Annotated in this window: 11 protein-coding genes; 6 read left to right on the plus strand and 5 right to left on the minus strand. The window is 30.3% G+C overall.

Features of this window, described 5'->3' with window-relative positions; genetic code table 11:
• Positions 1–2: 2 nt before the first annotated feature.
• The 5 genes from purF to FBE93_RS05770 form a co-directional block, all read right to left on the minus strand.
• Positions 3–1,340 (minus strand): amidophosphoribosyltransferase, encoded by a 1,338-nt coding sequence (gene purF, locus FBE93_RS05750; RefSeq protein ID WP_002933757.1) that lies wholly within the window; start codon positions 1,338–1,340, stop codon positions 3–5.
• A 1-nt stretch (position 1,341) separates the two neighbouring features.
• Positions 1,342–2,070, minus strand: a complete 729-nt coding sequence (gene dapB / locus FBE93_RS05755) for a 4-hydroxy-tetrahydrodipicolinate reductase (protein ID WP_002933755.1) — start codon at positions 2,068–2,070, stop codon at positions 1,342–1,344.
• 62 nt (positions 2,071–2,132) lie between these two features.
• The gene (locus tag FBE93_RS05760; protein ID WP_059110875.1) at positions 2,133–3,314 is read right to left on the minus strand and encodes an AAA family ATPase; all 1,182 of its coding nucleotides are present in this window, start codon (positions 3,312–3,314) and stop codon (positions 2,133–2,135) included.
• Positions 3,314–4,441, minus strand: coding sequence for a hypothetical protein (locus FBE93_RS05765; RefSeq protein ID WP_165434256.1), 1,128 nt, complete (start codon positions 4,439–4,441; stop codon positions 3,314–3,316). The genes FBE93_RS05760 and FBE93_RS05765 overlap by 1 nt, the downstream gene beginning before the upstream one ends.
• Positions 4,442–4,575: 134 nt before the next feature.
• Positions 4,576–4,923: a hypothetical protein gene (locus FBE93_RS05770; RefSeq protein ID WP_002851849.1), complete on the minus strand. Its 348-nt coding sequence runs from the start codon at positions 4,921–4,923 to the stop codon at positions 4,576–4,578.
• 318 nt (positions 4,924–5,241) lie between these two features.
• Here FBE93_RS05770 and FBE93_RS05775 point away from each other — a divergent pair, with 318 nt between their 5' ends.
• The 6 genes from FBE93_RS05775 to FBE93_RS05800 all read left to right on the plus strand — a co-directional run bounded on the left by FBE93_RS05775 (position 5,242) and on the right by FBE93_RS05800 (position 13,226).
• A complete protein-coding gene (locus FBE93_RS05775; protein ID WP_002933750.1) occupies positions 5,242–6,588 on the plus strand; it encodes an SLC13 family permease in 1,347 nt (448 codons plus the stop codon).
• Between the two features lie 182 nt (positions 6,589–6,770).
• Positions 6,771–8,768 (plus strand): oligopeptide transporter, OPT family, encoded by a 1,998-nt coding sequence (locus FBE93_RS05780; protein WP_072225810.1) that lies wholly within the window; start codon positions 6,771–6,773, stop codon positions 8,766–8,768.
• A gap of 70 nt (positions 8,769–8,838) precedes the next feature.
• Positions 8,839–9,642 carry an undecaprenyl-diphosphate phosphatase gene (locus FBE93_RS05785; RefSeq protein ID WP_002933748.1) on the plus strand — a complete coding sequence of 268 codons (804 nt, stop codon included), beginning with the start codon at positions 8,839–8,841 and terminating at the stop codon, positions 9,640–9,642.
• 130 nt (positions 9,643–9,772) lie between these two features.
• Positions 9,773–11,581 carry a threonine--tRNA ligase gene (thrS, locus tag FBE93_RS05790; protein ID WP_002933745.1) on the plus strand — a complete coding sequence of 603 codons (1,809 nt, stop codon included), beginning with the start codon at positions 9,773–9,775 and terminating at the stop codon, positions 11,579–11,581.
• The gene (infC, locus tag FBE93_RS05795) at positions 11,578–12,096 is read left to right on the plus strand and encodes a translation initiation factor IF-3 (protein ID WP_002851726.1); all 519 of its coding nucleotides are present in this window, start codon (positions 11,578–11,580) and stop codon (positions 12,094–12,096) included. Before thrS ends, infC begins: the two co-directional genes overlap by 4 nt.
• Before the next feature lie 38 nt (positions 12,097–12,134).
• On the plus strand, positions 12,135–13,226 hold the full coding sequence (locus tag FBE93_RS05800) for a DNA adenine methylase (RefSeq protein WP_002851979.1): 1,092 nt from the start codon (positions 12,135–12,137) through the stop codon (positions 13,224–13,226).
• Positions 13,227–13,259 lie beyond the last annotated feature (33 nt).

Consider the following 13,259-nt stretch of genomic DNA (forward strand, 5'->3'; position numbering starts at 1 on the left):
AATTATTTAATAAAATAATCTCCATCAAAACTGATTAAAGAATATTTTCTTTCATCGCCTATGCTTTGGGTTAATTCTTCTATGCTTAAAAAACTTAGCGTATCAGCTTCTACATATTCACGCACTTCTTCAGCATTTTTATTTGCACTGATAAGTTCTTCAAAAGTTGGAGTATCTATGCCATAAGTATCAGGAAATTTGATTTCAGGACAAGCTATGGCAAGATGGATTTTGCTCGCTCCTGCAGCACGAAGCAAAGAAATGATTTTTTTAGAAGTAGTGCCACGCACCAAACTATCATCAATAACTACGATTTCTTTGCCTTCTAAAACTTTACGCATAGGGTTAAGCTTTAGTTTTACTTTTAAATTTCTAAGCTCTTGAGTTGGCTCTATAAAGGTTCTTCCTACATAATGATTTCTTACTATTGCCATTTCAAGAGGGATTTGTAAATATTGCGCAAAACCTATAGCCGCACTTACTCCGCTATCTGGCACGGGAACAACAAAGTCTGCTTTATAAGCAAATTTTTTAGCTAAAGCTTCGCCCATTTTTTTACGCACTTCATATACGCTTTTACCTTCTACTATGCTATCAGGTCTAGCAAAATAAATATATTCAAAAGCACAAATTCTAGGAGTTTGAGAAAAAAGTTCTATGCTTTCAAATTTATCATTTCCTTGAGTAAAAATAAGGATTTCCCCTGGTTTAACATCACGAATAAATTCAGCTTCTATGAGATCAAAAGCACAAGTTTCACTAGCGACTATATAGCCTCCATCTTTTAAACGGCCTAAAGACAAAGGACGCACCCCATGAGGATCTCTTACAACATAAAGTTTATCTTTGCTTGCTAAAACAAAACAATAAGCTCCTATACATTTTTTTAAACTCTCAATAAATCTATCTTTTAAGCTTTCTTTCTTACTTCTTGCGATAAGATGGACAAGATTTTCTGTATCCATATTGGTTTGAAAAATAGCCCCATCTTGAATAAGTCTTGATCTTACTTCTTCTTTATTGACTAAATTTCCATTATGCGCTAAAGCAATATCACCTAAAACCGAAGTAGCTGCTATAGGTTGTGCATCGTTTAAACTTGAATTTCCTGCTGTAGAATAGCGATTATGCCCTATAGCGATTTTACCTTCTAAAGTTTTTAGATTATCAGGATTAAAAATTTGACTCACTTCACCTTTAGCTTTAATAGTCTTAATATTTTTACCATTGCTTACACTAATGCCACTTGCTTCTTGCCCACGGTGTTGCATAGCAAAAAGTGCATAATACGCATAAGTGCTAGCATTTTTTGAATTGATAACTCCTACAACTGCACACATTTTAAATTCCTAAAAAATCATTGATTGAATACATTTTTGCTTCTTGCTTACTAAGCCAAATAGCGATTTTAATCGCACCTTTAGCAAAAGTTGCCCTTGAAGTAGCAGTATGATTAAGTTCTAAAAATTCCCCATCTTCATAAAAACCTACTGTATGGCGTCCTACTATATCGCCACCCCTTAAACTCATCACAGAAATTTCATCTTTACTTCTTTCACCTATAATGCCATCTCTTCCACTTACTCTTACTTTTTCAAGTTCTAAATTTCTAGCTTTTGCTACACTTTGGGCTAAAGTCATAGCCGTACCACTTGGTGCATCTTTTTTATGGCGATGATGCATTTCTAAAATTTCTATATCAAAATTTCTTAGCATTTGACTGGCTTTACTAGCAAGATAGTTTAAAACCGCAACACCTAAAGACATATTGGTCGCATAAAAAATCGGCATCACTTCGCTAGCACTTTGCATTAAATGTAAAATTTTCTCATCAAGTCCTGTTGTACCTATTACCAAAGGTTTAGGCATAGTTCTTGCATAATTTAAAAGCTCATGAGTTCCACTTGGGGAAGAAAAATCAATAATCACATCGCTTTTTTCAAAAAGCTCTTCTAAATTTCCACCCTTATCATAAAGTATCGAAATTTGTGCTTGCGTTTCGCTTTTTAAACATTCTTTAATCTGTTTTCCCATGCGTCCTTTAGCGCCATAAATTCCTATTTTAATCATCTTTTTCCTTGAAAATAAAATATTGATTTTAGCATTTATTTTGTAAATTTTAAATAATAAAATTAAGCTTTATGGTTTTTTAATTTATATAAATTATCTAACAATTTTGCTTCTTCTCCTAAGCCTTTACTATGATAAAATTTTAAATTTTTACTAAGATATTTTTGCTCTACCCAGCCACCAAAATCATGTGGATAAAGATAGTTTTGTTTTTCTTGATGATTGTTGTTAAGATAATTAGGTATTTCTAAAGCTTCATTGTTTTTTACATAGTTTAAAGCTTCATTGATAGCTTTGTAGCTTGCATTAGATTTGATTGCACTTGCTAAATAAACTACGCATTGGGCTAGGATAATTCTTGCTTCAGGATAACCTATATTTTTAACAGCTTCTAGAGTCGAAACTGCTAAATTTAAAGCATTTGGATCGGCATTTCCAACATCTTCACTTGAAAAAATCACCAAACGTCTAGCGATAAAATCCGCACTTTCTCCTGCATCAATAAGTCTTGCAAGATAATAAATAGCTGTATCAACGTCACTTCCGCGTAAACTTTTTATCATTGCACTTGCTAAAATATAATGTGTATCTTTTGAGCTAACACCCTCACTATTTATGGTGTTGCGAAGTTTTTTAAGATTTTCAAGACTGATATGTTTTTCATCTAAAACCAAGACAAATTCAAGCAAATTTAGCATAGCTCTTGCATCAGCACTTTTAAGTAGAAAATCTTTAGCTTCATTATCAATACTAAATTTCATTTTTTCTTGTACACGCAAGAGTAAAGTTTCAAGTTCCTTTACCCCTAAAGATTTAAATTCGAAAAGCATGGAACGACTTCTTATACCAGAACTTAAAACAAAATAGGGATTTTCAGTGCTTGCGCCGATTAAAATTAAACGGTAATTTTCCATAGGAATTAAAAGCATTTCTTGTTGGGTTTTGCTAAGGCGGTGAATTTCATCAATAAAAATTAAAGGCTTATAAAGACTATTTTTATAATTATCTAAAATTTTTCTTAGTTCTTCGAGTTTAAAATTTCCTCCATCAAATTCATAAAAATCTAAGCCAAATTCTTTTGCTACAACTCTAGCAAAAGTTGTTTTTCCAGAACCTGCTGTTCCAAAAAAAATACTATGAGGAAGTTTTTGTAAAGCAGTAAATTTTTTGAAAATTTCTATAAGATCATATTGTCCTAAAATATCATCAAAATTTTCAGGGCGAAAGGTCAAAGCTAGGCTCATTAATTTAAATCCATATTTGAAAATTTACTACCATTAATTTTTAGCTGAGGATTGGCTAAGCTATCATAAGATAAATTTAGAAAAAAGTTATTATTTTCTTTTAAAAAATATTGATTTAAACCTCCATAATCCTTTACCCAAGGAAAAATTTCATCAGGTTCATCTGAACTGATAACTTGTAATTTTGCTTGATAAGAGTTGTTAATATTTAAATTGCCTTGTAGACTGATATTTTGTTTATTTTTTTCAAGAATTAAATTTTGTATTTTTAGATCAAGATTTTTTTGAATAAAATGAGAGATATTGAAATTTGAGTTAAGAAATTTATTTATGGTTATATTAAATTTTGTTTTGTCAAAATTCAAATTTTGACCTAATAAAGATTTAAGATCAATATCAATTTCATTGGATTTTCCTTGTATGTTTAAGTCTATTGTTGAATTTTCTTCATTAAAATTTACTTGGTTTTTGCTATAAAAAGAATTGATTTTATTGTTATCTAGCACAAGATAATCAAAGTTGATCTCTTGTTGGCTATCACTAAATAAATTTAACTCATAAAATTGTACAGGATTGTTAAAAAATTGTTCGTAATTTAAATTTTGCAATACAAATTTAGTATAAAATTGAGAAAAATTAATCATATCAAAATGTATTTTAATGTTTTTAATTTCTAAATTTTTATTCATTAAAGCTTCAATATATCCGCCGTTTATGATGGTATCTCCGCCTTCATTGCTTAAATTTATATCTTTAATATTTAGAAATATTTTAGAGTTGTTATCGTGTAATTTGAGAGTAAAAGCTCCTAATTTATTGTTTTTTAACACTTCATCTAAAAAATCAAAAGGATTTGTAAAATTTCCTTTTATAATTTTATTTAAGAAAAAATAATTATTAAATTTAAGGTTGATTTTGGTTGAAAGCTGTGTATGAGAGTGATTTAAAGTAAAACTTCCTTTAGAAGTTAAAAAACCCTTTTTGAAGTAAATATCTGTAATTGTATAATCAGGATTGCTGTTTTTAATAAATTTATTAAATAAAAGTTCGTTAGTGTATCCTATATAAAATATATGAATAATAAAACCTAATATAAAACAAAAAACAATAAAAATCCATTTTTTCATTATTTGCCTTAGATGAAAATATAAGTGTTATTTTATAAATTGCTTGTTAAAAAAGAGTTTAAATTTTTATTGAAGAGTGATGAAGTAATTTGGTAAAGAATGATTTTTATAAATCCCTTGTTAAGGGATTTATATTAATAAGCTTTTTTATAACATTGAATTTCAATTTTTCTAGCTACTGGAATAGCTTGAGTATTTGGTGTAGCAGGTGTTCCATAAGAAATTTTACTTTCTAAAAAATTTCCAACCTGTAAATCTTTAAAAGTTCCATCTTTATCTGTTCCAAAAATACCACAATCATCCATTTCTATTTCGGTATTTGGTAGAACTTTTATAGCCATTTGTCCGCCATAAATAGAGTCAATAAGCAAGGTTTTATTGTTATCATAAATTTGTGCAATAGTACCTTCAAGTTTTAGACTATCTGCAAAAAGCATTGAGCTAGCTAAAAGTGCTGATGCAAATAAAATACTTTTTTTCATAATTATTTCTCCTTCAACGTAAAGTGATAACATTATAAACTTTTTAAGTGAAGTGAATGTGAAGTTAAAAATTTTGATTTTTTAGTTTTGATAATATTATGCAACTTATTATATTTTGACCATCGTTACTTCTAGTTGTAAATTTAAAAGAGTGAATACTTTATCAAAGATAATTCAAAATTATTTTTTTATTCTTGTTTAAAATGGTTACAATTAGAAAATATATTTTTTTCAAAAAGCTATAAATTAAACACATATAAGTTGGACTTAAAATATCCTATTTTATTATTGAATAAAAATGATACAAAAGGATAGGATATGGAAATTTTTTTAGCTTTATTTGGGTTTTTCTCGTTAGGATTGATAGTTTGGCTTTTGCTAAAAGATTATACTACTCCAGCATTAGCTTTTATAAGTGTAAGTATTAGTGTAGCTTGTATTTTACTTATTCTTGAACAGCTTGGTTTTGGCGTGGGTGCAGCTTTAGGGGTTAAAGGAGGTGTTTTTGATATTAAAACATTGGTTGCTTTTATTAAAGATGGAGTCAAAAGTGTAACGGATACGGCGGCTTTGTTTGTTTTTTCTATACTCTTTTTTAGTGTTTTAAATGCAAGTGGTTTTTTTACTAAAATTTTAAATGCATTTTTATCAAAAATGAAAGCTAATGTATATCAAGTTTGCATTCTTACTGTTTTTATTGCTGCTGCTGTACATTTAGATGGTTCAGGTGCTTCTACTTTTCTTATTGTAATACCTGCATTATTACCTATTTATGAGCGTTTAGGTATAAGAAAGACTTCAATGTTATTGATTATTACTTCGGCTATGGGTGTTATGAATGTTATTCCTTGGGGTGGTCCTACTTTAAGAGCGGCTACTAATATAGGAATGGATGCAAATTTGCTTTGGCACCATATTATACCTATTCAGATTGTAGGTTTGGTATTATCCCTTCTTTTGGCAATTTGGATTGCTAAGATAGAAATAAAAAGAGGTGCAGGCGCAGGTAACTTGTCGGGAATAAATTTAAATATAGAAAAAAGCGAACACCATAATGAAAAATGGTTTTGGTTAAATTTACTTGTAGCTATTGGGGTTATTGGGCTTTTAATTAGTGGTATTTTTCCTAGTTATATTTGCTTTATGATAGGACTTGCAATAATTTTACCGCTTAATTATCCTAATTTAAAAATAGCTAAAAAAGTTTTAGATCGTGCAAGTGCTGGTGCAATGCTTATGTATATTACTTTAATTGGTGCTGGGATATTAATAGGCGTATTTGATAAAAGTGGTATTATGGAGAAAATGGGTGTTTTGATTTTAAATTTTGTTCCAGATTATTTAGGTGCTTATATTCCTTTGATGGTAGGGATATTGGCTGTTCCAATGGCAATTATTTTTTGTACAGATTCTTATTTTTATGGAGTGATGCCTATAGTTTTGAGTGTAACTAAGGCTTTTGGTGCTGAACCTTTGACTATAGCTATTATCATGGTGATAGCAAGAAATTGTGCGACATTTATTTCTCCTGTTGTGCCTGCAACTTTGCTAGGTTGTGGTTTAGCAGAGGTTAATATTAAAGATCATATCAAAAGAAGCTTTTTTTATATATGGGGTATAAGTATTATTTGCTTGATTTTTGCTGAGGTAGCTGGGATAATATAATTAAAATAAAAGAACTTTTGATTTTTCAATGATTGGTTCATTGTTTTATGATATTTTTGAGTCAAAAATTTATAAAAATATAAGCGTTTTTTTGTATTATTTTATTTTTCTTTAGAGAAAAATTATAAATTTAAACTTATAAGAATATTTTTTAAGTTGAAAGTAAATTTTAAAACGGAGAAATGATGTACAAAAAACAAAATTTACCAGAACTTACCTTAAGGGGTTTGATTTTGGGAAGTATTTTAACCATTATTTTTACAGCTTCAAATGTATATTTGGGGTTAAAAGTGGGACTTACTTTTTCATCATCAATTCCAGCTGTGGTCATCTCCATGGCGGTTTTGAGTCTTTTTAAGACTTCAAATATTTTAGAAAATAATATGGTTCAAACTCAAGCTTCAGCAGCAGGAACTTTATCATCAGTTATTTTTGTTATCCCAGGGCTTTTTATGTGTGGGTATTGGAGTGAATTTCCACTTTGGCAAACTTTTATGATATGTCTTTGTGGTGGCGGACTTGGAGTGCTTTTTACTATACCATTAAGAAGGGCTATGGTGGTTGAAAGCAAACTTGCTTATCCTGAAGGTAGGGCCGCAGCTGAAATTTTAAAAGTAGCTAATAAAGATCAGAGCAATAAAAAAGGAAAACAAGGTATTAAAGAAATAGCATTAGGCTCTTTTATAGCTGCTATTTTTAGTTTATTAACCAATGGTTTTAAACTCGCTGCAAGTGAGAGTAATTTTGCTTTTATTTGGAATAAAATGGTTTTTGGTTTTTCTATGGGATATTCTTTGGCACTTTTAGGAGCGGGTTATTTAGTTGGTTTAGCAGGTGCTATAGCTCTTTTTGTAGGTATGTTTTTAGCTTGGGGTATTTTTACTCCTTATCTTTCAAATTTTGAATTCGATAGTGCAAAAAATGCCGTAGATTTAGCTTCTAGTGTATGGAGTTCTAAAGTAAGGCTTATAGGAACAGGAGCTATTGCTATAGCAGCGCTTTGGACTTTAATAGAACTTTTAAAACCGGTTATTGAAGGTATTAAAGAAATTGTTAAAAATGTTAAAATTACTAATCAAGAAAAAAATGAAAGAACAAATATAGATCTTTCTTTAAAAAGTATTTTTATACTTTTTGTTTTAATGGTTGTGGGTTTATTTATTACTTTTTATAGTTTTGTTGAAGATGCTAACTTAAGTATTTATTATCAAATGCTATTTTCATTTATTGGAACTTTAGTTTCTGTTTTAATAGGTTTTTTTGTTGCAGCAGCTTGCGGATATATGGCAGGACTTGTAGGATCTTCTTCTAGTCCTATTTCTGGAATTGGGCTTATTGGTGTTATTATTTCTTCTATTGTTTTTTTGGTTTTAGGTGTGGAACTTTTTCAAGATCCTATGCTTTCTAAATTTGCAGTAGCATTAGCTATTTTTACTACTAGTGTTATTTTGGCTACAGCTGCTATTTCGAATGATAATTTACAAGATTTAAAGACAGGACATTTAGTCGGAGCTACTCCTTGGAAGCAACAAGTTGCTTTACTTGTAGGCTGTGTTTTTGGTGCTTTGGCTATAGTTCCTGTTTTAAATTTACTTTATCAAGCTTATGGTTTTGTCGGAGCAATGCCAAGAGAAGGTATGGATGCTTCTTCGGCTTTAGCAGCACCGCAAGCGAATTTAATGAGTACTATCGCTCAAGGAATTTTTCATCACAATATAGAGTGGAGTTATATGGCTTTTGGTGTATTTGTAGGAATTTTAATGATTATTATAGATAAAATTTTAAGAAGAACACAGAAGATGTCTTTGCCGCCTTTAGCCGTTGGAATAGGTATTTACCTTCCGCCTGCTGTAAATATACCTTTAGTTATAGGCGGGATTTTAAAATATATTGTAATGCAATACTTGACTAAAAAATATACAAAAAATTCTCATAAAGAAGAAAAACTTGCGAGTTGTGAGCAAAGAGGCACGCTTTTTGCTTCAGGGCTTATAGTGGGTGAAAGTATTTTTGGGGTAATTATCGCAGGAATTACTGTATTTTCAGTAAGTATGGGTGGTAGTGAAAATCCTTTAGCTTTAAATTTAATAAATTTTCATGATAGCGAGCTTTTCGCACTTATCTTTTTTGCGGGAGTTGTATTATATTTCATTAAGCGTATTGTTAAAAAAGATGCTTAATTTTTGGGGTTAAAACCCCATTTAATCCATTCTGATATAATTTTTCTTCAATTATCATTCAAGGATTAAAATGGAAAATTTATATGCTTTAATACTTGGAATTATAGAAGGCCTGACTGAGTTTTTACCTGTTTCTTCAACAGGACATATGATTTTAGGTACGACTATTTTAGGTATTGATATAGATGAGTTTTGGAAAAGTTTTTTGATTATCATCCAGCTTGGTTCTATTTTGGCGGTAATTTTTGTATTTTGGCGTAAATTATTTCAAGGGCTTGATATTTGGTTAAAACTTGCAGCGGGATTTTTTCCTACCGGAGTTATAGGGCTTTTTGTGGCAAAATACTTAAGCGCCTTATTTAATGGTTGGGTTGTGGTTGGAATGCTCATTTTTGGTGGTGTTGTGTTTATTCTTATAGAACTTGCACATAAAAATAAACAATATCGTATCAATTCCTTAGAAGAAATAAGTTTTAAACAAGCTTTTTGTATAGGTATTTTTCAATCTTTAGCCATGATTCCTGGAACTTCAAGAAGTGGAGCAAGTATTATTGGTGGGCTTTTGTTAGGATTTAATAGAAAAGTGGCTGCTGAATTTAGCTTTTTGCTTGCCATTCCAACGATGATTATTGCTACGGCTTATAGCATTTACAAAGAGCCTGAATTACTGAGTAACGCAAATTCTTTAATTCCTTTAGGCATAGGTTTTATCACTGCTTTTGTCGTTGCGGTTTTAGTTATAAAATTTTTCTTAAAATTTATTTCTAAATTTAATTTTATCCCTTTTGGAATTTATCGCATTATTTTGGGGCTTATTTTCTTTTATTTGTATTATAGTGGGATTTTAAATGCTGGAAGTGAATTTAAGCTATAAATAAATATTAAATTTATTCTAAGATTTTTTTAAAAATAAGCTGAATTTCAAAAATAATTAAGTCTTAGAAAGTTAAAATTAGAACTTTATAAACACTCACAGGGTAAGTGAGCGACAAAGGGTTAAAAATATGGAAAAAGAAGTTATTGCGTATTTGGATAATGAGACAATAATTGACTCTCAAAGTGTGAAAGATACAAATTTAAAAGAAATTTATTTTGATAATTCTAAAGAAAGTTTAGAAGTAATCCGCCATTCTTGTGCACACTTAATGGCACAGGCGATTAAGAACTTGTATCCTGAAGCTAAATTTTTCGTTGGTCCTGTTATAGAAGATGGATTTTATTATGATTTTCGTGTAGAAAGTAAGATCGGCGAAGAAGATTTAGTAAAAATTGAAAAAAAGATGAAAGAACTTGCTGAAGCAAAGATTGAAATTTCAAAATATGAAATCACAAAAAGCGAAGCTTTGGCTAAATTTCAAAATGATGATTTAAAACAAGAAGTTTTATTGCGTATTCCTGATGGAGCTGTAAGTATTTATAAACAAGGTGAATTTGAAGATTTGTGTCGTGGTCCTCATGTGCCAAATACGAAATTTTTACGCTTTTTTAAACTCACTCGTGTTGCAGGAGCGTATTTGGGTGGCGATGAAAAAAGAGAAATGCTTACTCGAATTTATGGTACTGCTTTTGCAGATAAGGAAAGTTTAAAAGAGTATTTAACTATTATTGAAGAAGCTAAAAAACGCGATCATAGAAAGCTTGGAACAGAGCTTAAGCTTTTTACTTTTGATGATGAGATTGGAGGGGGTCTTCCTATCTGGTTAAGTAATGGTGCAAGACTTAGATCTAAACTTGAACACATGCTTTATAAGATCCATCGTTTGCGTGGTTATGAACCTGTGCGTGGGCCTGAACTTTTAAAAGCAGATGCATGGAAAATCAGTGGGCATTATGCAAACTATAAAGAAAATATGTATTTTACACAAATTGATGAACAAGAATATGGTATTAAGCCTATGAACTGTGTGGGGCATATTAAAATTTATCAAAGTGATGTAAGAAGTTATCGTGATTTGCCTTTGAAATTTTTTGAATATGGCGTAGTGCATCGTCATGAAAAAAGTGGGGTTTTGCATGGACTTTTTAGGGTGAGAGAATTCACTCAAGATGATGCACATATTTTTTGTATGCCAAGTCAGATTAAAGATCAGGTTTTAGAAATTTTAGCTTTTGTGGATAATTTGATGAAATTATTTGATTTTAGCTATGAAATGGAAATTTCAACTAAACCTGAAAAAGCCATAGGCGATGATGAAATTTGGGAAGTAGCGACTAAGGCTTTAAAAGAAGCTTTAGATGAACAAGGTTTAAAATACGGTATTGACGAAGGTGGAGGGGCTTTTTATGGGCCAAAGATTGATATTAAAATCACCGATGCTTTAAAAAGAAAGTGGCAATGTGGAACCATACAAGTAGATTTTAACCTGCCAAGTCGTTTTAAACTTGAATACACTGATAGTGATAATGAAAAAAAACAACCTGTAATGTTGCATCGTGCGATTTTAGGTTCTTTTGAAAGATTTATAGGAATTTTAACCGAGCATTGTGCGGGTGAGTTTCCATTTTTTATCGCACCAACTGCGGTGGGTATAGTGCCAATAGGCGAAGCACATATTGCTTACGCAAAAGAAATTCAAAAAGAATTATTAGAGCTTAATATCGATAGCGAGGTGTATGAAAAAAATGAGAGTTTAAGTAAGAAAATACGCACAGCTGAAAAACAAAAATTACCTATGATTTTAGTTTTAGGCGATGATGAGGTGGCAAAGCGTAGCGTTGCTTTAAGAGATAGAAGAGCTAAAGAACAAAAAAATCTTAGCTTAGATGAATTTATTAAATTAGTTAAGGAGAAAATGAGTGAGGTACACTTTTGAGTAAAGAAAAAGAAGTATTGCTCAATGAAGAAATAAGAGCGGATGAAATCAGATGTGTTGGCGATGATGGCAAGGTTTATGGTATTATTAGTAGTGATGAAGCTTTAGAAATTGCAAATCGTTTAGGACTTGATCTTGTAATGATAGCTGCAGATGCTAAGCCACCTGTTTGCAAGATTATGGACTATGGTAAATTCCGTTATCAACAAGAGAAAAAACAAAAAGAAGCAAAGAAAAAACAAAAAGTGATTGATATAAAAGAAATCAAACTTTCTGTAAAAATTGCTCAAAATGATATTAATTACAAGGTAAAACATGCTTTAGAATTTTTAGAACAAGGTAAGCATGTGAGATTTCGTGTGTTCTTAAAAGGACGTGAAATGGCAACTCCTGAAGCAGGTGTAGCTTTGCTTGAAAAAATTTGGACTATGATAGAAAATGAAGCTAATCGTGACAAAGAGCCAAATTTTGAAGGTCGTTATGTAAATATGCTTGTAACTCCAAAAAAAGCTTAATCCACTTTTGTGGATAAGGCTTTTAAAGGTTTTAAATTTTGAAAGAAAATCCTTCTTTTTTAAAAGAGCAAATTATAACTTATCTTGGAAATAAAAGAGCGCTTTTAAGTTTTTTAAATAAGGGCTTTAAGGTAGCTAAAAAAGAACTTGGTAAAGATAAATTTAGTTTTTGTGATATATTTAGTGGCTCAGGTGTTGTAAGTCGTTTTGCAAAAGCACACTCAAATTATATTTTAGCCAATGATTTAGAGGATTATTCAAAACTCATCAATGAGTGTTATCTTGCCAATAAAGACAAAGATTTACTTCAAAATATAAAAAAGCATTATAAAAATTTAATCCAAAATTTAGATTTTCAAAAAGGTTTTATCAGTGAGCTTTATGCTCCAAAAGATGATGATGATATTAAAAAAAATGAAAGGGTTTTTTATACTTTTAAAAATGCTTTATATCTTGATACTATAAGGCAAAAAATCGAAAATGAAATTCCAAAAGAATTGAGGCATTTCTTTATAGCTCCTTTGATTTATGAAGCCAGTGTTCATTCAAATACTAGTGGAGTTTTTAAAGGTTTTTATAAGGGTAAGGATGGCATCGGAAAATTTGGTGGCGAAGGACAAAATGCACTTAAACGAATTAAAGGAGAAATAGAGCTTAAAATGCCTATTTTTTCAAATTTTTCTTGTGAATTTGAAGTGATGCAAAAGGATGCAAGTATGCTTGCAAAAGAACTTGATTTTTTTGATGTAGTGTATCTTGATCCCCCTTATAATCAGCACCCTTATAGTTCTAATTATTTTATGCTAAATTTAATCGCAAATTATAAAAAACCTGAAGAAATTTCTAAAATCAGTGGCATTCCAAAAGATTGGAACCGTAGCACTTTTAATAAGCCAAAATTTGCCCAAGATGCTTTATTTGAACTTATTAATGATTTAAAAGCAAGAGTGATTTTACTTTCTTATAATTGTGAAGGTTTTGTAAAAAAAGAAATTTTTTTAAAGCGTTTAAGTACTCTTGGAAAATGTCGGATTTTAGAACAAAAATATAATACTTTTAGAGCTTCTCGCAATCTTAAAAATCGTAATATCCATCTTCATGAACAACTTTATATTTTAGTTAAAAATTAAATTTTGTGCTAAAATTATATTTATAAAAAGGAG

It is taken from the genome of Campylobacter sp. CFSAN093229 (genome assembly GCF_011068225.1).
In the GTDB taxonomy this organism is placed as follows: domain Bacteria; phylum Campylobacterota; class Campylobacteria; order Campylobacterales; family Campylobacteraceae; genus Campylobacter_D; species Campylobacter_D jejuni.